16 protein-coding genes and 1 pseudogene are annotated in these 20869 nt (G+C 70.3%); 14 read left to right on the plus strand and 3 right to left on the minus strand.

All coding sequences use genetic code 11. From position 1 onward, the window contains the following. The 10 genes from QH270_RS21000 to QH270_RS21045 all read left to right on the plus strand — a co-directional run. A partial coding sequence (locus QH270_RS21000) for a hypothetical protein (RefSeq protein ID WP_280345149.1) occupies positions 1–206 on the plus strand: 206 nt, incomplete at its 5' end. A 33-nt stretch (positions 207–239) separates the two neighbouring features. Beyond that, complete coding sequence (locus tag QH270_RS21005; protein ID WP_280345151.1) at positions 240–3239, plus strand: LuxR C-terminal-related transcriptional regulator; 3000 nt, start codon at positions 240–242, stop codon at positions 3237–3239. Positions 3240–3518: 279 nt separating this feature from the next. Then, positions 3519–4253 carry a peptidoglycan editing factor PgeF gene (pgeF, locus tag QH270_RS21010; protein WP_280345154.1) on the plus strand — a complete coding sequence of 245 codons (735 nt, stop codon included), beginning with the start codon at positions 3519–3521 and terminating at the stop codon, positions 4251–4253. Next, entirely contained in the window at positions 4250–4981 is a 732-nt protein-coding gene (locus QH270_RS21015) for a YggS family pyridoxal phosphate-dependent enzyme (RefSeq protein WP_280345157.1), read from the plus strand. Before pgeF ends, QH270_RS21015 begins: the two co-directional genes overlap by 4 nt. 105 nt (positions 4982–5086) lie before the next feature. Next, complete coding sequence (locus tag QH270_RS21020) at positions 5087–5842, plus strand: cell division protein SepF (protein WP_280345160.1); 756 nt, start codon at positions 5087–5089, stop codon at positions 5840–5842. Positions 5843–5931: 89 nt separating this feature from the next. Beyond that, positions 5932–6234 carry a YggT family protein gene (locus tag QH270_RS21025; protein ID WP_110040757.1) on the plus strand — a complete coding sequence of 101 codons (303 nt, stop codon included), beginning with the start codon at positions 5932–5934 and terminating at the stop codon, positions 6232–6234. Positions 6235–6294: 60 nt separating this feature from the next. Further along, positions 6295–7155 carry a DivIVA-like cell division protein Wag31 gene (gene wag31, locus QH270_RS21030; protein WP_232997783.1) on the plus strand — a complete coding sequence of 287 codons (861 nt, stop codon included), beginning with the start codon at positions 6295–6297 and terminating at the stop codon, positions 7153–7155. Positions 7156–7238: 83 nt separating this feature from the next. Next, the gene (locus QH270_RS21035; RefSeq protein WP_110040755.1) at positions 7239–7439 is read left to right on the plus strand and encodes a hypothetical protein; all 201 of its coding nucleotides are present in this window, start codon (positions 7239–7241) and stop codon (positions 7437–7439) included. A gap of 275 nt (positions 7440–7714) precedes the next feature. After that, entirely contained in the window at positions 7715–10846 is a 3132-nt protein-coding gene (gene ileS, locus QH270_RS21040; protein WP_280345162.1) for an isoleucine--tRNA ligase, read from the plus strand. Between the two features lie 333 nt (positions 10847–11179). Then, positions 11180–11695 carry a C40 family peptidase gene (locus tag QH270_RS21045; RefSeq protein ID WP_280345164.1) on the plus strand — a complete coding sequence of 172 codons (516 nt, stop codon included), beginning with the start codon at positions 11180–11182 and terminating at the stop codon, positions 11693–11695. A 4-nt stretch (positions 11696–11699) separates the two neighbouring features. Here QH270_RS21045 and QH270_RS21050 read toward each other — a convergent pair whose 3' ends face one another. Next, positions 11700–12575, minus strand: a complete 876-nt coding sequence (locus QH270_RS21050; RefSeq protein ID WP_280345166.1) for a UTP--glucose-1-phosphate uridylyltransferase — start codon at positions 12573–12575, stop codon at positions 11700–11702. Between the two features lie 177 nt (positions 12576–12752). Here QH270_RS21050 and QH270_RS21055 point away from each other — a divergent pair, with 177 nt between their 5' ends. The 3 genes from QH270_RS21055 to QH270_RS21065 all read left to right on the plus strand — a co-directional run bounded on the left by QH270_RS21055 (position 12753) and on the right by QH270_RS21065 (position 17943). Next, a complete protein-coding gene (locus QH270_RS21055; RefSeq protein WP_432420396.1) occupies positions 12753–14057 on the plus strand; it encodes a DNA polymerase IV in 1305 nt (434 codons plus the stop codon). Positions 14058–14113: 56 nt separating this feature from the next. After that, a complete protein-coding gene (locus QH270_RS21060) occupies positions 14114–14611 on the plus strand; it encodes a hypothetical protein (RefSeq protein ID WP_280345170.1) in 498 nt (165 codons plus the stop codon). Between the two features lie 92 nt (positions 14612–14703). Further along, the gene (locus tag QH270_RS21065; protein WP_280345172.1) at positions 14704–17943 is read left to right on the plus strand and encodes an arabinosyltransferase domain-containing protein; all 3240 of its coding nucleotides are present in this window, start codon (positions 14704–14706) and stop codon (positions 17941–17943) included. A 35-nt stretch (positions 17944–17978) separates the two neighbouring features. Here QH270_RS21065 and QH270_RS21070 read toward each other — a convergent pair whose 3' ends face one another. Both QH270_RS21070 and rarD read right to left on the minus strand, forming a co-directional pair. Continuing rightward, positions 17979–18908, minus strand: coding sequence for an ADP-ribosylglycohydrolase family protein (locus tag QH270_RS21070; RefSeq protein ID WP_280345176.1), 930 nt, complete (start codon positions 18906–18908; stop codon positions 17979–17981). Between the two features lie 129 nt (positions 18909–19037). Continuing rightward, entirely contained in the window at positions 19038–19961 is a 924-nt protein-coding gene (gene rarD / locus QH270_RS21075; RefSeq protein WP_280345178.1) for an EamA family transporter RarD, read from the minus strand. 35 nt (positions 19962–19996) lie between these two features. On the opposite strand from rarD, the pseudogene QH270_RS21080 reads away from it, so the two are divergent. Next, positions 19997–20869 (plus strand): annotated as a pseudogene (locus QH270_RS21080) (cation-translocating P-type ATPase); the annotation flags it as partial.

Here is a 20869-nt window from a genome sequence, read left to right on the forward strand (position 1 = left end):
CGCCGAGTGCCGCGACCGCGAGCAGGGCGATCGCGAACCGCGAAACCATTCCCTTGCCGGTGAACGTCATGCGAACCTACTTTCTGAAGTACCTCACCGCGGACCCTTCGGCGGTGATCGGCCTCGCCCACCCAACCCCACGCCCGACCGGCGAGCATCCGGGAAACCACGGGATTTACTGGACAGTGGTCCGGGTTACGCTGTGACCCGGCGGATCCGGTGTGCGAAGGGTGTCAACGATGATCGAACGCGCCTTCGTCGGCCGCGCCGCCGAACTCGCCGCCCTCACCGCGACCTTCGCCACGCCGGAGGCCCCCTGGCTGCTGCTGGTCGAGGGCCCGGCCGGAATCGGCAAGTCCCGCCTGATCGCCCATTTCGCCGACACCGCCCCCTGTCGCGTCCTCCTGGTCACCGGCACCGAGGACGCCCAGCCCCAGCCGCGCTACCTGGCCGACGACATCGCCGAACAACTCGGCGACTCCGCGACCACCGCGGGCGATGCCGCCGCCGCGTCGCGGGTGCGCGGGACGGGTCAGGTCGACTCGGGTGCGTGGGACGGTGTGCCGATCGTGCGGGGTGGATCGGCGGTTCTCGGTGCCGGCACAGGCAGATTGCCCGGCGAGGCAGCGGCAGTAGCGGATGGAGCGTGGACCGCCGACCGGCGCGAGGACGAGGTGAGCTCGGCGGTGGAGGTGGCGTCGGCGGGGGAGCCGGGGCCGGATGGTGGCTGTGTGCGTGGCGCAATCGGGGGATTCGTCGGCGCGGGGACGCTGTCGGGTGAAGGCGGATCGGGGGCGGAGGTGGTGTCCGATGTGGGTTTCGCGCGGCGGGTGCGTGGCGGGCTCGGGGCGGTGCGGACCTTGCTCGTGGTCGACGACGTGCACTGGGCGGATCCGGAATCGTTGCGGGTGCTGGCGTTCGTGATCCGGAATCGGCCGAAGGGTGGGTTCCGGTTGGTGCTGGCCTATCGGGACGGCGCCTGTCCGCCGATGATCGCCCGGCTGCTCCGGGCCTCGCACGTGCGTTCGGCCCACCTGCGGATTCCACCGTTCACCGCGGCCGACGTCCACGGGTTGTTGCCCGAGGAGACCCCGGCGCGCCGGGCCAGGTTGTTGTGCGCCTCGCACGGCAATCCCCTGTACCTGTCGCTGCTGGCCGCGCTGCCCGATCCCGAACTCGAGCGCACGCTGCGGGGCGAGAACCCCGATCCCTCGCACGACTACGCGGTGCTGGACCGCACGATCCGGGCGGAGCTGGCCCACCTGCCCGAGACCGAGCGGACCGTGGCCCAGGCGGCGGCGGTGTGCGGCGTGCCGCCCGATCTCGAACTGCTGGGTGCGACGGCGGGTCTCCCCGAACAGGTCGTGGCCGACGCGCTCGACGGGCTGGTCCGACGCGGGGTGATCGTGCCGGGCGGGGACACGGTGGCCTTCGTCCACCCGCTGGTCCGCACCGCCGCCTACCGTTCGGCCGGGCCCGGCTGGCGGACGATGGCGCACCGTCGCGCCGCCCAGGCCCTGCGCGCCCGCGACGCACCGATGCCCGCCCGCGCCGGGCAACTCGAGCACGCCATGCTCGGCCCCGACGAGGTGGCGGGCGCCGAACTGCGGCAGGCTGCCGCCCAGGTCATCGCGGATACGCCCGCCGCCAGCGCCCGCTGGCTCGCGATCGCCCAGCGGATCGCGCCGTCGACCGTCGACCCGCTCGCCGACGCGGTCGCACTGGGCCGTGCGCAGTTGCTGTCCGGCGCCGCCGTCGGCGCGGGCGAGACCCTCGACGCGGCCATCGCGACACCGGGACCGCACCAACTGGAAGCCCTGCTGCTCGCGGCGCGCTGCGCCCGCATGCTCGGCCGGGTCGACCGGGCCCGATCGCTGTTGGCCCGCGCGGCCGACCTGCCGCGCCGGGTGGGCGACGGCCCGGTCCAGCTGGAACTGGCCATCCTGGAGATGCAGGACCACCAGGACGCGGACGGGCAGGCGCGCCTGGACGCGCTGTTCGGTTCCGCCGCGATCGAGGATCCGGCCGTGCGGGCCGCCGCCACCGCCCTGCGCGCGATCGGCTTCATCGCCGACGGCCGGCTGAACGAGGCCGAACAGCTCTACCCGCTGTGCGACCGGGCCCTCAGCGCACTGGACGACACCGGCTTCCGCGAGGTCGTGCACGCGGTCCCGGCCTTCGGCTGGTGCGCCTACTTCCTGGACCACGACGTGGCGGGCCTGGTCCACCTCGAGCGCGCGATCCGGGTGAGCCGCCGCTACGGCCGCACGTACGCGATCGCCGAACTGCACACCGTCCGCGCCTATTCGCTGGCCAAACTCGGCCGCCTCGACGACGCGATCGCCGCCGCCGACGACGCCACCGCGGCGGCCACCACCTTCCACTACCCGGACCTGCTCGCCTTCGCCGGCGCGATCAAACTCCGCACCCTCCAGCTCACCGCACCGGCGGACCAGGTGGCCGCCCAGTGGCACACGGTCGCCGCGCTCACGCGCCCCGCGATGCGCTGGTGGCGCCAGGTCGTCGACACCACCCTCACCGAAACCGCCCGCGCCCTGCACCTCCCCGTCCCCGACACCACGCCCCTCGACCAACGCCCCGGCCCCCTCCACCCCACCCACCTGGCCCGCGCCACCCAGGCCGCCCTGGCCACCGGCGACCTCCCCACCGCCGCCACCCTGGTCACCCGCGCGGAGGAAGTGTGCGGCGGCGACAGTGCCGGACTCTTCCGGGGCAGTCAGGTCGGTGCCGTCGCCTTGGCCAGGGCCGAGTACGCCGCGGCCACCGGTGACCTCGTCGGCGCGGAGCGGGCCGCCGGGGTGGCGATCGCGGCGTTCACCCGCGCCGGAATGGTCGTCAACGCCGCCCAGGCGGAGCTGTTCGCCGGGATCGTCGCGGGTCGCCGCGGCGATTTCGGCGTGGCCACGAGTCGATTCGCTACGGCGCGTGCGGTATTCGCCGCCGCGGGCGCGCACCGCCTCGTGGCCGAGACCACGAGCGCGCAGCGCAGGCTGGCGGGAAGTCGCCCCGTCGGCGGCGCCGACATGCTGACCCGGCGCGAACGCGAGGTCGCCGATCTGGCCGCGCGCGGCCACACCAACAAGGACATCGCCGCACTGCTGTACCTGAGCCCCCGCACCGTCGAGGACCACCTGAGCCGCGTCCTGCGCAAGCTCGGTCTCACCGGCCGCGCCGGAATCGCCCGCAGACTCGACGAACTCGACAGCACCCCGGCCTGACCCCACGTGGACGACGCGAATCGCCGCCCACTTCCGGGCCGTTGCCAGGCCGGTTCTCGCCGCACCCGGGCCGTTGCCGGGTTTGGTTCTCGCCATGCCGGAGCCGTCGCCGAGGTCACCTCCCGCTGAGCCGCCGTGCCGTTGGCTGAGCTGTCCGGGCGCACGGTCCCGCCGAGCGCGGTAGGAGGTGCGGTGCGACCTCCCGGTAACCTGCGGAGTTGATCGATGTCACCGCGTGCGCGCGACCAGCACCCGCCGGTGCGCACTACCCTCGATCCCATGACTTCCGCACCGCCGACCGTGACCGTCCGCCGGGTGACAACGACCCGCGCCGGCGGCTTCTCCGCCGCCCCGTACGACTCGTTCAATCTGGGTGATCACGTCGGCGACGATCCGGAAGCCGTGCGCCGCAATCGAGTTCGCCTGGCCGAGGGCATCGGACTCACTCCCGATCGCCTGGTGTGGATGGAGCAGGTGCACGGGCGCAATGTCGAGATCGTCGACGGACCGCGCGCCGAACCGGTCCCGGTGACCGACGCGCTGGTCACCACGGTGCCGGATCTCGCGCTCGTCGTCCTCACCGCCGACTGCGTTCCGCTGCTGCTCTCCGACGACGAGGCGGGCGTGATCGCCGCGGTGCACGCGGGCCGCATCGGCGCCCGGATCGGCATCGTCCCGCTGGTGTTGGAGGCGATGGTCTCGGTCGGCGCCAGGATGGAGCGGATCGGCGCCTTCCTCGGCCCCGCCGCGTCGGGCCGCCAGTACGAGGTGCCCGCCGCGATGCGCGCCGACGTGGAGGCCCACCTGCCCGGCAGCGCCACCACGACGGTCCGCAAGACCCCGGGCCTGGACCTGCGTGCCGGGATCAGCAGGCAGCTCACCGAGGCCGGGGTCGGCGGCATCGCCCTCGACCCGCGCTGCACCATCGAGGACAAGACCCTGTTCAGCCATCGCCGCGGCGGCCCGACCGGCCGGATCGGGAGCGTGATCTGGATGGATTCGGCGCACGCATGACCACCACCGGCTCCGACACCCGCGAAGCGGAACTCTCGGCCCGGCTCGACGGCCTGCTCGCCCGCATCGATGCCGCCGTGGCCGCGGCGGGCCGACCGGCCGGTTCGGTCCGGCTGCTCCCGGTGACGAAGTTCTTCCCCGCCGCCGATGTCGACATCCTGTACCGCCTGGGCCGCCGCGCGTTCGGTGAGTCGCGCGAGCAGGAGGCCTCGGCCAAGGTCGCCGAGCTCGCCTACGACGACGTCGAATGGCACATGATCGGTCGCCTGCAGCGGAACAAGGCCCGCGCGGTGGCGCGCTGGGCACACACCGTGCACTCGGTCGACAGCGAACGACTGGCAAACGCGCTGGACCGGGCCGCGCAGGACGCACTCGCAGCCGGCGAGCGTACCGCGCCGCTGCGGGTGCTGCTGCAGGTGAGCCTCGACGCCAACCCGGGGCGTGGGGGTGTCGCACCCGCCGATCTCCCCGCGCTGGCCGACCTCGTGGCGAAGGCTCCCGGGCTGCATCTGGCCGGTCTGATGGCGATTCCGCCCCTTGACGCCGCCAGTGATGCGTCGTTTGCGAATCTTGCGACTTTGCACACTTCGCTGCTCGCGCAACACGCCGAGGCGACCGAACTTTCTGCAGGTATGTCGGGTGATTTGGAAGTCGCGGTCGAACATGGTTCGACTTGTGTGCGTGTCGGAACCGCGTTGATGGGCGCCCGACCGATAACCTCGGCGTAGCAAAGAAACCTCATCAGTCACATTCGACACATACGATTGGGCCGAAGAGGCGCTGAGCAAGAACTTCAACACCCGGCCGCCACCGGGGCCGAAGGAAGGTCCATCATGAGCACGCTGCACAAGTTCAAGGCGTACTTCGGCATGGTTCCGCTCGACGAGTACGAAGACGATTACGTCGACGATCACGCCCCTCGCGGCGCCGATGAGCGCCTCGGCCGCCCTCGCCCGCGCAGCTACGACCGCTACGCCGAAGACCGTTACGGCGCAGACCGTTTCGAGGACGAGCCCGACGACTACCCGCAGCCGGCCTACAAGTCGGCCTACCAGGCACGTCGCGACGACTACGTCGCCGACACCTACGCCGACGAGCGCTACGAGGCGCCCCGCCGCCCGACCAGGATCGAGACGGCGCCCTCCTCGGGTCGTTCGTTCCGGGCCGGCGGAATCGCCCCGGGGATGCGCGGCTCCACGCGCGGCGCGCTCGCGGTCGATCCCGACGCCGAGGAGCGCAGGTTGGAGGAGCGCATGCGACCCGAGCCCGCGGCGGCGCGTCGGCCGGGGATCTTCGAGGACGGAGGCCCCTTGTCCAAGATCACCACGCTGCGTCCGCGCGACTACAGCGAGGCCAGGATCATCGGTGAGCGTTTCCGCGAGGGCAACCCGGTCATCATGGACCTGGTCGACCTGAGCAACGCCGACGCGAAGCGACTGGTGGATTTCGCGGCGGGTCTCGCATTCGCCCTGCGTGGTTCGTTCGACAAGGTGGCGACGAAGGTGTTCCTGCTCTCACCCGCCGATGTCGACGTATCGGCGGAAGAACGCCGCCGCATCGCCGAAAACGGCTTCTACAACCAGAAATAGCCACAACTTCCGTCCGCTGATGATGGCCGCCCGCGCATCGCGCGGCGCGGCCATTTTGCACGCCGCCGATTTTGCGGCAGAGTGAAGCCGTGGCCCTGTTCGCGGTTCTGTACCTGGTGCTTTTCATCTTCTGGCTGTTGCTGATCAGCCGGGTGATCGTCGAGTTCATTCGCAGTTTCGCGCGTGATTGGCGCCCGACCGGTGTGGTGGTGATCATCTTGGAGGTCATCTTCACGATCACCGACCCGCCGGTGAAACTCCTGAGGCGGTTGATACCTCCTGTGAATCTCGGGGGTATTCGGCTCGATCTGTCGATAATGGTCCTGCTCTTCGTGGTCTTCATCCTGATGTCCATCGTGGGTAGGCTCGGGCAGCCCGTGACCTCCGTGTGACATACTGAATCGAGAAGACCGCTTGCTAGTTCTCCAAAAGACGCGTGAAGGGATCCTTCGATGCCGCTGACTCCTGCCGATGTGCATAACGTCGCGTTCAGCAAACCGCCGATCGGGAAGCGCGGCTACAACGAGGACGAGGTCGACGCCTTCCTGGATCTCGTCGAGCAGGAGCTTTCGCGCCTGATCGAGGAGAACGCCGACCTGCGTCAGCGGGTCGCCGAGCTCGACACCGAGCTGGCCGATGCCAAGAAGAACCGCGGATCCGCCCCGGTCAACGCCGTGAAGGCGCCGGTTCAACAGGCGCCACCACCGGCACCTGAACCGATCGCGCCGCCGGTGCCCGCCGCGCCGCCCGCGCCGATGCCGGTCGCCGCGCCGGTCCGGGACAACTCCGGCCCCGACGCGAACATGCAGGCCGCCAAGGTCCTCACGCTGGCTCAGGAGATGGCCGATCGGCTCACCACCGACGCCAAGACCGAGGCCGAGGGTCTGCTGTCGAACGCGCGGGCAAACTCCGAGCGACTGGTCGGCGACGCCCGCACCCGCTCGGAGGCGATGATCGCCGACGCGCGCCAGAAGTCCGACGCGATGCTGGCCGACGCGCAGAACCGCTCCGACACCCAGCTGCGCCAGGCCAAGGACAAGGCCGAGGCCCTCACCGCCGACGCCGAGCGTCAGCACGCCGAGATCATGGCCACCATCACCCAGCAGCGCACCGTCCTGGAGAGCCGCATCGAGCAGCTCAAGACCTTCGAGCGCGAGTACCGCGTGCGGCTGAAGTCGTACCTGGAGTCGCAGCTGGAGGAGCTGGAGAACCGCGGGTCGGCCGTGCCGGTCGACGGCGGCGAGTTCGCCGGCGAGACCAACGGCTCCGCCAACAGCTTGGCTCCGGCCTCCTTCGCCAAGGGCGGCAAGTAAACTGGACCCGGATCGCGCGGCACCCCGCGGGATCCGGGAACGCCCAGCTTTCGTCGGGCTGCTCGGGTTTCTTGGGAGTCAGCATGCTCGTCTTGACGCTCGTCCTCGCGGCAATCGGATTCGGACTGCTCGTCGCGGCACTCGCCACCGGTTCGGTGCTCTGGGCTTGGGGGTGCATCCTGGTCTGTGTGATCGGCGCCGCCACCCTGCTGGTCAGCGCGCTGGCCGCGCGGAAACCCGAGAACGACGAGGTCCGGCCGGGGCGTCACGTCCGACGGGACTGACCGCGGAATAATCACTCGACGGTCCCCGCTAGAATCGACAGATACACGGCACTGATCCGGCCATCACCGGGGAGCCTTCGGAAGAACGGCGCGCAGGCGCTCAGTAGAACCGAACGGGTGAGCCCGTCACAGCTCACAACGAGAGGCCCGTACCGCTCCGATCGGGACGGCACGGGCAAGCGGGGTGGTACCGCGGTCCGGCGCACCGGCGTCGACATCGTCCCCGTGCCCAGGATTCGCGCCCACGGCGCGGCGGCACGAGGAGTGAATCCGCGATGGCGGACGAGACAACCACCGGTGCATACCCCCGGGTCGACTTCGGCGCGGGTTCCGGCGCGTCGTTCCCGGAACTCGAACAGCAGGTCCTCGACTACTGGGGCCGCGACGATACGTTCCGTGCCAGCATCGACAACCGTGACGGCGCGGGTGAGTTCGTCTTCTACGACGGTCCGCCCTTCGCCAACGGCCTGCCGCACTACGGCCACCTGCTCACCGGCTACGTCAAGGACCTGATCCCGCGCTTCCAGACCATGCGCGGCAAGAAGGTCGACCGGCGCTTCGGCTGGGACACCCACGGCCTGCCCGCCGAGATCGAGGCCGAGAAGCAGCTCGGCATCACCGACAAGTCGCAGATCGACGCGATGGGGCTGGCCGAGTTCAACGCCGCCTGCAAGTCCTCGGTGCTGCGCTACACCGGTGAGTGGCGCGACTACGTCACCCGCCAGGCGCGCTGGGTCGACTTCGACAACGACTACAAGACCCTCGATCTCGACTTCATGGAGTCGGTGATGTGGGCCTTCAAGACCCTCTACGACAAGGGCCTGATCTACCAGGGCTTCCGCGTGCTGCCCTACAGCTGGTACGAGCAGACGCCGCTGTCGAACCAGGAGACCCGTCTCGACGACGCGTACAAGATGCGCCAGGACCCGGCGGTGACCGTCGACATGGTGCTGGCCGTGCCCGCCGAGCACCCGCTGGCCGCCCTCGACGGCGCCAACGCCCTGATCTGGACCACCACTCCGTGGACCCTGCCGTCCAACCTGGCGATCGCCGTGCACCCCGACGTGCGCTACGTGCACGTCCAGGCCGCCGACGGCAAGCGCTATGTGCTGGCCGCCGAACGGGTTTCGCACTATGCGCGCGAGTTCGGCGAGGAGCCGACGGTGCTCGGCGAGTACGACGGCGCGGCCCTGGCCGGCCTGTCCTACGCCCCGCCGTTCGACTTCTTCCTCGGCCACCCGAACGCGCACCGCGTGCTCACCGCCGACTACGTCACCACCGATTCCGGCACCGGCATCGTCCACCTCGCACCGGCTTTCGGTGAGGAGGACATGGACGTGGCCTCGGCCAACGGCATCGAGATCGTGCAGCCGCTGGACCCGGCGGGCAAGTTCACCTCGATGGTGCCGCCGTACGAGGGCCTGATGGTCTTCGACGCCAATCCGGTGATCATCAAGGACCTCAAGGCCGCCGGAAAGCTGTTGCGGCACGAGACGATCGAGCACTCCTACCCGCACAGCTGGCGCTCCGGGCAGCCGCTGATCTACATGGCCGTGCCGTCCTGGTTCGTCGCCGTCACCCAGTTCCGCGACCGCATGGTCGAGCTGAACAAACAGATCACCTGGGTGCCCGAGCACATCCGCGACGGCCAGTTCGGTAAGTGGCTCGAGGGCGCGCGCGACTGGAACATCAGCCGTAATCGCTACTGGGGCAGTCCGATCCCGGTCTGGGTCTCCGACGACCCGGCCTACCCGCGCACGGACGTCTACGGCTCGCTCGACGAGCTCGAGCGCGACTTCGGCGTGCGCCTCGAGGACCTGCACCGCCCCGGCATCGACAACCTCACCCGGCCCAATCCCGACGACCCGACCGGGAAGTCGACCATGCGCCGGGTCCCCGAGGTGCTCGACTGCTGGTTCGAGTCGGGCTCGATGCCCTTCGCCCAGGTGCACTACCCGTTCGAGAACAAGGACTGGTTCGACAGCCATTTCCCCGGCGATTTCATCGTCGAGTACAACGGGCAGACGCGCGGCTGGTTCTACACCCTGCACGTGCTCTCCACCGCGCTGTTCGACTCGCCGTCGTTCAAAACCGTTGCCGCGCACGGCATCGTGCTCGGTGACGACGGCCTGAAGATGTCGAAGTCGAAGGGCAACTACCCCGACGTCAACGAGGTCTTCGACCGCGACGGTTCCGACGCGATGCGCTGGTTCCTGATGAGCTCGCCGATCCTGCGTGGCGGCAACCTCATCGTCACCGAGCGCGGCATCCGCGAGGGTGTCAGCCACGCGTTGCGCCCGCTGTGGAACGCGTGGACCTTCCTGCAGCTCTACGCCTCGAAGCCCGGTGTGTGGCGCACGGATTCGCCGAATGTGCTCGACCGCTACATCCTGGCCAAGCTGGCGGCCACCCGGGACGTGATCACCGAGGCGCTCGAGACCTACGACATCGCCGGCGCCTGCGACGAGCTGCGCTCCTTCGCCGACGCGCTCACCAATTGGTATGTGCGCCGGTCGCGTTCGCGGTTCTGGTCCGAGGACCGCGACGCGGTGGACACCCTGCACACGGTGCTCGAGGTGGTCACCCGCCTCGCGGCGCCGCTGCTGCCGCTGATCAGCGAGGTCATCTGGCGGGGGCTCACCGGCGAGCGCTCGGTGCACCTGACCGATTGGCCCGCCGAGACCGAGCTGCCGCACGATCCCGAGCTGGTCGCCGCGATGGACGAGGTGCGCGTGGTGTGTTCCACCGTGCTGAGCCTGCGCAAGGCCAAGAACCTGCGGGTGCGGCTGCCGCTGGCCGAGGTGACCATCGCGGCGGGCGACGCCGAGCGGCTGGCGCCGTTCACCGCGCTGATCGCCGACGAGGTCAACGTCAAGAAGGTCGACCTGACCACCGACGTCGACGCGCACGGGCGGTTCGAGCTGGCCGTGAACGCGCGGGCCGCCGGTCCGCGCCTGGGCAAGGACGTGCAGACGGTGATCAAGGCCGTCAAGGCGGGGGAGTGGTCGGAATCGGCCGACGGTGTCGTCACCGCCGCCGGGATCACCCTGCTGCCCGAGGAGTACACCCAGCGCCTGGTCGCCGCCGAACCCGAGTCCACCGCCGCCCTGCCCGGCAATGCCGGTCTGGTGGTGCTGAATTCGGTGGTCACCGAGGAATTGGAGGCCGAGGGCTGGGCCCGTGACCTCATCCGCGACCTGCAGGAGACGCGCAAGGCGCGGGGCCTCGAGGTGTCGGACCGGATCACCGTCACCCTGGAGGTGCCTGCCGAGCGGCTGGCCTGGGCGCAGACCCACCGCGAGCTGATCGCCGGTGAAATCCTCGCCACCACCCTCGATTTCGGCACCGCGGGCACCGACGCGGCCGAACTCACGGGCGGGGTGAAAGCGGTCGTCGTCAAGGCCTGACAGCGACAATCGAGGGGCGGAGCCGACTTTCGGCTCCGCCCCTTTGTCGCGCCGGAGCTGACCGAAGGTAACGATGCTGACAATTTGCTGAATCTTCGAGACAGCGACGTGATCTTCGCGCACAATCGAGGTGTTACTGCTGATGCGCATGGAACCCGCTGAGGCGACAGTAACTGCTTGTGACGATTGTCCTGTGGAAACAGCGCCGTGCCTTCGGTGACCGCTCGGGGCGCGGCGCTGCACCCGGGGTGGCGCCGGCCGTCAGCGGTGCCGATGCCACCCGATAACCGACCAGCCGGGCCCACCGGTCCGGCCGTGAGGAAGGGCGCGCGCATGAGACGGAAAGTTCTGCGACGGTTGGCCTTCGGCTTCGTCGCCTCCCTCGCCACCACCCTCGTCCTCGCCGGACCCGCCTGGTCCCAGACCGGCAGTGCCTCGGGTTCGGGCGATTCCGGCTCCGCCTCGGGCAGTTCGAGTGGCTCGGGCGGTATCCCACTGCCCAGCGCCACCGGCATCGGGGCGCTCACCGCGGCCGCGACCCAGATCGGCAAACCCTACGAATGGGGCGCGACGGGCCCGCACTCGTGGGACTGCTCGGCCCTGGTCCAGTGGGCCTTCCGGCAGGTCGGCGTGACCCTGCCGCGCACCACCTGGGAGCAGGCGAAGGTCGGCATGCCGGTGACGTTCCGCGGGCTCGCGCCCGGCGACGTCGTCATCCTCAACGGCGACGGCTCCCACGTCGGTATCTACGCGGGGATGGGCCAGATCCTCGATGCCCACGCGGCGGGCGTTCCGGTCGGCCTGCATCCCCTGCGCGAATTCGACATCTTCACCATCCGCCGGTTCTGACGACTCAGTCGACGAGCTGACGCAACAGCGGTCCGTACTCGGGATGGGCCAGGGCCGAGGCGAACTGGGCCACCAGGTAGTCGGCTGGGTTGCCGGTGTCGTACCAGCGGCCCTGGATCACCTGGCCGTACACCGCGTGGTTGGCGGCGTAGCTGTTGATCGCGTCGGTCAGGTACACCTCGCCGTTCTGGTGGGTGTACCACTTGTCGGTCTGGACCTGCAGTTCCTCGATGATGCCCGGGGTCACCACGTACCCGCCGATCGCCGCGAACGCCGACGGGGCGTCCTCGGGCTTGGGCTTCTCCATCAGGCCGGAGATGCGCAGCAGCCCGTCGTCGAGGTCCTCGCGGACGACCGGGACGCCGTAGCGCTGCGACTCGCCCGGCTCCATCGGGAGCAGGGCCAGCACCGGGCAGCCGGTGGACTCGTAGGCGGTGATGAGCTGCTGGGCCCGCGGCACCTCGGCGACGAACACGTCGTCGGGCCACAGCACCAGCATCGGCTCGTCGCCCAGGTGGCGGGCGGCGTTGAGCACGGGCGTGCCGTTGCCGTAGGGCCCGTGCTGGTCGAGGTAGGTGATGTGCCCGGCGGCGGAGAGCTCGCCGACCTCCTCCACCGCGTCGGCGAAGGCGGACTTGCCGTCGGCGCGCAGCTGCGCGACCAGTGCCGGGTTCGGGCGGAAGTGATCCTGGATCAGCGACTTGCCGCCGCTCACCACGATGGTGATGTCGGTGATACCGGAGGAGACCAGCTCACGGACGGTGTGCTCGATGACCGGCTTGTCGCCGACCGGGAGCATCTCCTTCGGCGTCGCCTTCGTCAGCGGGAGCAGTCGGGAGCCGATGCCCGCAGCGGGAATGACAGCCTTGCGGATCTTCATTCTCCGATCATCACACACCGGACGGGGTTGTCGCTGTGGCACCGCTGTCAGTGGGCTGGGAAACCTGTCGGCGGCGCGGCGTAGATTGCGGGCGTGAGCACCGACGCCTCCACCGCGGGCGCCCCGGCCAGGCCCGATGCCGCGGTCACGGCGCGTCGCTGGGTGCTGCACATCGACATGGACGCGTTCTTCGCCTCGGTCGAACAGCTCACCCGGCCGACGCTGCGCGGACGGCCGGTGCTGGTCGGCGGCGCGGGGCAGCGCGGGGTGGTGGCCGGCGCCAGTTACGAGGCCAGGGTGTACGGGGCGCGCTCCGCGATGCCCATGCACCAGGCCAGGCGGCTGATCGGAGTGTCGGCGGTGGTGGTGCCGCCGCGCGGCGCGGTGTACTCGCTGTTGAGCGGGCAGGTGTTCGACACGCTGCGCGGGCGCATCCCGGTCCTGGAGACGCTGTCGTTCGACGAGGCGTTCGCCGAACCCGCCGAACTGGCGGGCGCCACCGTCGCCGACGTGCAGGAGTACTGCGCGATGCTGCGCGCCCTCGTGCGCGAGCGCACCGGACTCACCGCCTCGATCGGCGCAGGCACCGGGAAGCAACTCGCCAAGATCGGGTCCGGCCTGGCCAAACCCGATGGGATGCGGGTGATCTCACCGGCCGAGCAGGGCGAACTGCTGGCCGGTCTGCCGGTACGCAAACTGTGGGGGATCGGGCCGGTCGCGGAGAGCAGATTGCGCGGGCTCGGCATCGAGACGGTCGGCGCGTTCGCGGCGCTGCCGGAAACCGAGGCGGCCTCGATCCTGGGCGGCAGTATCGGCGCCGCGCTGCACCGCCTCGCCCGCGGCGTCGACGACCGGCCGGTCACCGAGCGCGCCGAGGCCAAACAGATCAGTGCCGAGAACACCTACGAGCGCGACATCGTCACCCTGCCCGAGTTGCGCAGCGCCGTCGCCGCGATGGCCGCCGCCGCCCATCGCCGCCTCGACCGCGACGGCCGGGCGGCGCGCACCGTGGTGCTCAAGCTCAAGAAGTCCGATATGAGCATCGTGACCAGGTCGTTCACCCTGCCGTACGCCACGGCCGACCTCACCACGCTCGCCGCCGCCGCGCAGCGCTCCGCCATCGATCCCGCCGAACTCGGACCGATCCGCCTGGTCGGCGTCGGCTACGGCGGCCTGTCGCTGGTCCGGCAGGAATCCCTGTTCCCCGAACTCGACCAGGCGCTGCCCGCGGACTCGACGATCGAGGACACCGCGCCCCCCGCCGAGGAGCCCGCCCAGCCCCGCGACGCCCCGGTCGGACACTGGTCTCCCGGCATGGACGTCCGCCACCCCGAGTTCGGCCACGGCTGGGTGCAGGGCGCGGGCTACGGCGTGGTGACCGTCCGCTTCGAGACCCGCTCGACAGGCCCCGGCCCGGCGCGTACCTTTCCAGCCGACGACCCGGACCTCACCCGGGCCGACCCCCTCGACAGCCTCGCGTGAGTAGTAGCCTCGACTACCGCGATGGAACTCCCACCTCGAACGCAAAGGACGAGCAGTTGAAGCTTCGTACGACCGGACGTGTCGCGATCGCCGGCCTGGCCGTGGTCGCCGCCCTCGGACTGAGCGCGTGCAGCGACGACAAGGGCGACAAGCCCGCCGCCAAGCCGACCACCAGCAAGGTCGCCAGCACCACGGCCGCCACGAATCTGCCCCCGGTGCCGACCGTCGAAGAGCTGAATCAGCAGCTCACGACCGCGTTGGATCCGTCGGTGCCCAATGAGCAGAAGCTGGATTTCGTGCAGGGTGGTGAGGCCGATCCCGAGTTGCCGAACCGGCTCGCGGTGGCCGCGCAGCAGGCCGGGGCCCAGGTGCAGGTCACCGAGGTGACCTCGTTCGGTGACAGTGTGAACGCGAAGGCCAACTTCACCATCAACGGTCAGACCAATGTGGTGGATGTGCCGTTCGTGGCCGAAGAGGGCAAGTGGAAGGTCCAGAAGTCGTGGGCCTGCACGATGTTGACCAATCTGGGTCAGCAGTCGGTCGCCTGCGCCTGACCGAACCCGCGAAGCCCCGGCCCGACACCCGTCGTGGCCGGGGCTTCGGGCATTTTCGCGACCGGTCCGCCGCGCGGCTACTATCGGGCCCCGTGGTTGAGACGATCGTGCGGCCGGGACATCCGACCGAGGATGCTTCGGAGCCCGCGCGACGGGATCGTATCGGCGCAGGGGCGCGGCTCGTCGCGATCGTCGCCGCCCTCATCGGCGTCCTGAGCGCGGTCGCCATCCCGTTCCTGCCCGTGCGGGTCGACACCGCCACGGTGTCGTGGCCGCAGCGCGGCACCCTCACCGCGATCGAGTCGCCGCTGGTGGCCTACGCCCCCGCCGAACTCACCGCGACCGTGCCGTGCGCCGCGCTGAGCTCGCTGGCCGCGACCGGCGGCGTCGCGGTGTCGACGATCCCGTATCAGTCGGCCGATCGCGAGAAGTACGGCTTCGTGGTCAAGGTCGTCGCCGACACCGACGAGCGGCCAGGTCGCGTCGACGTGGTGTCCCGGTCGACGCTGCTGTGGACCGCGCCGCTGGCCGACGTGCTCGGCGCCGACTGCGCGATCTCGGCCTCGATCACCCCGCGCGAAGCGGCGGTCACCGCGACCGGACTCGGCGCCGCGGGCGCAACCGTGGCCACCGATCTGCGGCCCCAGGTCGTCGGCGTCTTCAGCGAACTCACCGGCGCGCCGCCCACCGGCCTCGCCGTGGACGTGGTCGCCGATTCCCGCTACATCACCTCGCCCACCTGGATCAAGCTCGCCGCGATCGTGCTGTGCCTGCTGGCCACGGCGCTGTCGCTGTTCGCGCTGCACCGTCTCGACGCGCTCGACGGCCGCTCGGCCCGCCGGTTCCTGCCGCAGCGCTGGTGGCGGCTGCGCCCGGTGGACTGGCTGGTGTTCGCGGTGCTCACCGTGTGGCACTTCATCGGCGCCAACACCTCCGATGACGGCTACATCCTCGGCATGGCCAGGGGCGCGCGCAGTTCCGGCAACATGTCGAACTACTACCGCTGGTTCAGCGTCGACGAGGGCCCGTTCTACACGCCCTACACCGACATCATCGGCTGGCTCACCCACCTGTCCACCGCGAGCCCGGTGGTCCGGCTGCCCGCGCTCGGCGCCGGGCTGCTCACCTGGTGGCTGATCAGCCGCGAGGTGCTGCCGCGGCTGGGTACGGCCGTGCGCCGCCAGCGGGTCGCCACCTGGACCGCGGCCCTGGTGTTCCTCGCCTTCTGGCTCCCCTACAACAACGGCCTGCGCGCGGAATTCGTTGTCGCGCTGGGGGTGCTGGTCACCTGGGTCTCGGTGGAACGGGCCATCGCGACCCGCAGGCTGCTGCCCTTCGCGGTCGCGGTGATCGTGGCCGCGTTCACCCTCACGGGTGCGCCGTCGGGCCTGATCTGCCTCGGCGCGCTGGTCGCCGGCGCCCGTACGGTCACGGCGGTCATCGTGCGGCGGGCGAAGTCGGTCGGCTACCTCGCGCAGTTGCTGCCGATCCTGGCCGCGGGCACCGTGGTGCTGACGGTGGTGTTCGCCGACCGGACCCTGGCCGGCGTGCGCGAGATGTTCGAGGTGCACGGCAAGATCGGGCCGGGCGAATCCTGGTTCTTCGAGTTCCTGCGCTACCAGTACCTGCTGCAGATCAACGCCGACGGCTGGCTGACCCGCCGCTTCGGGGTGTTCGTCATGCTGCTCGGCCTGATCGTCTGCGCGGCGACCATGCTGCGGCGCGGCGGTCACATCCCGGGCACCGCGGTCGGTCCGACGCGCAGGCTGCTCGGGATCACCCTCGCCGCCATGGTGCTGATGATGTTCTCGCCCACCAAGTGGACCCACCAGTTCGGGGTGTTCGCCGGGCTGGGCACCTGCGTCGCGGCGGTGACCGCGGTGGCGGTGAGCCCGGCGGTGCTGCGCCCGCTGCGCAACCGGGCGCTGTTCGCGGCCGCGGTGTTCTTCGCACTGGCGATGACCTGGGTCGGCGCCAACGGCTACTGGTACGCGTCGTCCTGGGGTATCCCGTGGTGGGACAAGCCGCCGACCGTCGCCGGATTCGGGGTCTCGACGCTGTTCGCCGGACTCACGGTGGTGTGCCTGGCGATCGCGGCCTGGTTCCACATCCACCCGAACCCGTCGGCCACGGCGGGCCGGCTCACCCGGGTGCCCGTGCTCGCCGTCGTGGCCGCCATGATGGTGCTGTTCGAGGTGGCCTCGTTCGCGAAGGCGACCGTGGCACAGCACCCGGCGTACTCGCTGGCGAACTCGAACTTCCAGTCCGCCTTCAACGGCGGGTGCGGAATGGCCGACGAGGTCCTCGTCGAGACCGACCCGAACGCGTCCATGCTCGTCCCCCTGACCGGTGACGTGACGACGGCACTGGCAGGCACCGACGCCACCGGGTTCCGGCCCGACGGCGTGGCCCCGGTCCTCACCTCCGACGAGGTGGAATCGACCACGGGACAGGCCAATTCGGTCTCCGACGATCCCGACAAGCTGCGCGACGCCTCCACCTCGGCGGGCTCGGAGTCCCGGCAGGGTTCTCTCGCGCTCCCGTTCGGCCTCGATCCCGCGACCACCCCGGTCCTCGGCAGCTACCGCTCCGGCGCGCAGGAGCCCGCGGCGCTCACCAGCGGCTGGTTCCGCCTGCCCGACGGGCCGCGCGGACCGCTGCTGACGGTGGCGGTGGCGGGCCGGATCCGCTCGGTCGACGCCGACGGCATCGTGCACCCCGGCCAGGAATTGACCGTCGAGTACGGCACCGCCGGACCCGACGGCTCGGTCACGCCGGCCGGACAGGTGGCGCCGATCGACATCGGCCCCGCGCCGATGTGGCGCAACCTGCGCGTCCCGCTCGATCAGGTGCCCGCCGACGCGGGCGTCGTGCGGCTGGTCGCGCGGGACCGGGATCTCGGCCCCGATCAGTGGCTCGCCGTCACCCCGCCGCGCGTGCCGAAGCTGACCACGCTGAACGCCGTCGTCGGCAGCGATACCCCCGTGCTGCTGGATTGGGCGGTGGGACTGCACTTCCCGTGCCAGAACCACCTGCCCACCTACAACGGCATCTCGGCCCTGCCCGAGTACCGCATCCTGCCCGACCGCAACGGTGCCACCATCACCAACCTGTGGCAGGGGCACGACGGCGGCGGCCCGCTCGGCTGGACCCAGCTGCTGTTCACCGCCCGCACCCTGCCGACCTACCTGAACAACGACTGGGACCGCGACTGGGGTTCGCTCGAGCAGTACCTGCCGCTGGACAACACGGCCGTCCCGGCGCAGCCCACCGTGTCGTCCGACAACCGCTGGGGGACATGGACTCCGGGCCCGATCATCACCGCCTGGTAGTCGATCCCGACCGACCTCGTCGGGTCGGCCGTCGCTCAGTGGGAGTGGGCGGCGATACGTTGCGCCAGGTCGGGCAGGTCGGCGCCGGTGAGTCCGGGATAGCCGTGGAGCATGGCGCGCCAGCGCGGCGGGACGGCCGACGCGCCCCAGCGCGCGCCGAGCAGGCCACCGGCGATGGCGGCTGTGGTGTCGGTGTCGTTGCCCGCGCGCACGCAGGCTTCCAGGGCGCGGGGCAGGTGCTCGGGGGTGGACTGGTCGGTGGTGCTGATGGCCCACCAGGCGGTCTGCAGGGCGTGCACGACCCAGCCGTTGTTCGGGAAATCGTCGGGAGTGCCGCGTTCGGCCTCGTCGAGGCGCTCGGTCCAGTACGCCGCATGCGCTGAGCCGGTGAGGTATTCGCGCACCCCGCCGAAGTCGGCATGCAGCACGGCGTGGCGCACGGCGTAGGTCCACAGTTTGCAGGCTTCGACGGCCTGCTCGTCGTGATGGGTGAGCATGCCGATCCGTTCGGCCGCCGCGACGCACTCGGCGGCGTCGTCGAGATAGGCCAGCGCCACCGGCGCGGTCCGCATCAGCGACCCGTTGCCGCCGGTCCGCCCGGTCAGCGACATCGCGATGGCCCGCATGTCCAGCGCGGAGGACGGCCGCGCCGACAACACCCGCCGGGTTTGATTGCCGATGTCCGGCGGATCCGAGTCGAACCAGGCGACGAAGCCGTGGGCGACCGCGTCCAGGTCGATCCCCGGCCCGTTGACCGCCGCCAGCACGATGGCCAGCGCCATCGAGGTGTCGTCGGTCCACTCACCCGGCGCCCAGTCGAACACCCCGCCACCGATCATGTCGATCACGGTCGCAGGCCCGGGTTTCGTGAACTCGTACCCCGCCCCCAGCGCGTCACCGGCGGCCCCACCGACGAGCACCCCCGCCACCCGATCCGAGAACCCCGAACCGACCAACCGAACCACCCCTCCCGGGCGCCGCTCCCGACCATCCAGCCGACCGAGCCTACCGGTCGGCTTGTCCGACACACCCAGCTTCGCCCCGGCGCGCCCATCGTGTCGGCGCAGGCCGCGGGTCCGCCGGGCTCGACCGTCTCAGTGGGTGGTGACTTCGCCGACCGGTTCCGCGGGCGACTTGTCGCGGCGGGCCTTGCGGCCGCGGCGTAGGGCGTCGGTGGTGAAGACCGCCAGGGCGGCCCAGATGAGGGCGAAGCCCGCCCAGCGGGAGGCGGGCATGGGTTCGTGCATGACGGCCACGCCCCAGGCCATCTGGAGGGCGGGAGTGAGGTACTGCAGGATGCCCATGGTGGACAGTGGCACGCGCTGGGCGGCCACCGCGAACAGCAGCAGCGGGATCAGCGTGACCGGGCCGGTCGCGAGCATCAGGCCGAAATGCGCCGGGGTGGAGGTGAACTCGCTGCGGCCGGTGGCCATCAGCACGATCAGGAAGGCCAGGGCGAACGGGAAAGCGACGATGCCCTCGGCCGCGATGCCGCGCAGGGCGTCGAGCCGGATCACCTTCTTGACCAGGCCGTAGGTGGCAAAGGAACAGGCCAGCACCAGGGCGATCACGGGCGGTCGCCCGTAGTCGACGGTCAGCACGACCACCGCGAGCGCGCCGAGCCCCAAGGCCGCCCACTGGGCCCTGGTGAGCCGCTCCCGGAACAGCACCACGCCGAACGCCACCGTGACGAGCGGGTTGATGAAATACCCCAGCGCGCACTCCACGACATGCCCGGAATTCACGCCGTACACATACGTGCCCCAGTTGATCGCGATCGCCGCCGACGCGGCCGCCGCGAGCCGCCAGGTCCGCGCGTCGATCCCGCGCATCTCCCGCAGCCGCCCGGCCACCGCGAGCACGATCAGCACGACCACCAGCGTCCAGATGATGCGCTGGGCCACGACTTCGGCGGCCGAGGCGAAGGCCAGCAACCCGAAGAACGCGGGGAACATGCCCCAGATCAGGTACGCGCCGGTCCCGAAGACGACACCGGGCGGAGAGGGGCTGCGCTGCATTCATCCCATGTTACGACTGACGTAGCCTGACGAGCATGTCCATTTCCGTGCAGGAGCCCGCGGCGACCGGGTTGACCGCGGCACAGGTCGAGGAACGACGCCGTGACGGGCGCACCAACGATGTCCCCGCCAGAGCCAGCCGCTCGGTCCGCGACATCGTCCGGGCCAACGTCTTCACCCGCATCAACGCCATCCTCGGCGTGCTCTTCCTGCTGGTGTTGTCCACCGGCTCGCTGATCGACGGCATGTTCGGCCTGCTCATCGTGGCCAACAGCGCGGTCGGCATCATCCAGGAGATCAGAGCCAAACGGACCCTGGACCAGCTCGCCATCGTCAGCCAGGCCAAGCCCACGGTGCGCCGCGACGGCGTCGCCGCGCAGGTTTCGCCCGGCGAGGTGGTGCTCGACGACCTGATCGAGCTCGGCCCCGGCGACCAGATCGTCGTCGACGGCGAGGTCGAGGAGTCGGCCGCGCTGGAGATCGACGAGTCGCTGCTCACCGGTGAGGCCGACCCGATCGACAAGGGTGTCGGCGCCCCGGTGATGTCGGGCAGCTTCGTGGTGTCGGGCTCGGGCGCCTACCGCGCGACCAAGGTCGGCAAGGACGCCTACGCGGCGAAGCTGGCCGAGGAGGCCAGCAAGTTCACCCTGGTGCACTCCGAACTGCGCTCGGGCATCGACAAGATCCTCAAATTCATCACCTACCTGCTGATTCCGGCGGGCGCGCTGAGCATCTACAACCAGCTGGTCTCCAGCGGCGAGTCCTGGCGACCGGCCCTCACCCGCAAGGTAGCCCCGCCTGTTACAATTGTTACCCAAGGCCATGTGATTTATAAAAACAAACCGGAAACGCGGGGAGGTGGTAGGCAGGGCAACCGCAAAAAACAACTCCAAGAACAACAAACCATC

The organism is Nocardia neocaledoniensis (genome assembly GCF_029868625.1).
GTDB lineage: Bacteria > Actinomycetota > Actinomycetes > Mycobacteriales > Mycobacteriaceae > Nocardia > Nocardia neocaledoniensis_A.

What these genes read in the sequence shown, in the direction of transcription:
- QH270_RS21015 (WP_280345157.1), top strand. Translation starts at nt 4,250, where the DNA reads ATGACCACCACCGGCTCCGACACCCGCGAAGCGGAACTCTCGGCCCGG.
- QH270_RS21045 (WP_280345164.1), top strand. Translation starts at nt 11,180, where the DNA reads ATGAGACGGAAAGTTCTGCGACGGTTGGCCTTCGGCTTCGTCGCCTCC.
- QH270_RS21050 (WP_280345166.1), bottom strand. Translation starts at nt 12,575, where the DNA reads ATGAAGATCCGCAAGGCTGTCATTCCCGCTGCGGGCATCGGCTCCCGA.
- QH270_RS21005 (WP_280345151.1), top strand. Translation starts at nt 240, where the DNA reads ATGATCGAACGCGCCTTCGTCGGCCGCGCCGCCGAACTCGCCGCCCTC.
- ileS (WP_280345162.1), top strand. Translation starts at nt 7,715, where the DNA reads ATGGCGGACGAGACAACCACCGGTGCATACCCCCGGGTCGACTTCGGC.
- rarD (WP_280345178.1), bottom strand. Translation starts at nt 19,961, where the DNA reads ATGCAGCGCAGCCCCTCTCCGCCCGGTGTCGTCTTCGGGACCGGCGCG.
- QH270_RS21055 (WP_432420396.1), top strand. Translation starts at nt 12,753, where the DNA reads ATGGACGCGTTCTTCGCCTCGGTCGAACAGCTCACCCGGCCGACGCTG.
- QH270_RS21020 (WP_280345160.1), top strand. Translation starts at nt 5,087, where the DNA reads ATGAGCACGCTGCACAAGTTCAAGGCGTACTTCGGCATGGTTCCGCTC.
- pgeF (WP_280345154.1), top strand. Translation starts at nt 3,519, where the DNA reads ATGACTTCCGCACCGCCGACCGTGACCGTCCGCCGGGTGACAACGACC.
- wag31 (WP_232997783.1), top strand. Translation starts at nt 6,295, where the DNA reads ATGCCGCTGACTCCTGCCGATGTGCATAACGTCGCGTTCAGCAAACCG.
- QH270_RS21035 (WP_110040755.1), top strand. Translation starts at nt 7,239, where the DNA reads ATGCTCGTCTTGACGCTCGTCCTCGCGGCAATCGGATTCGGACTGCTC.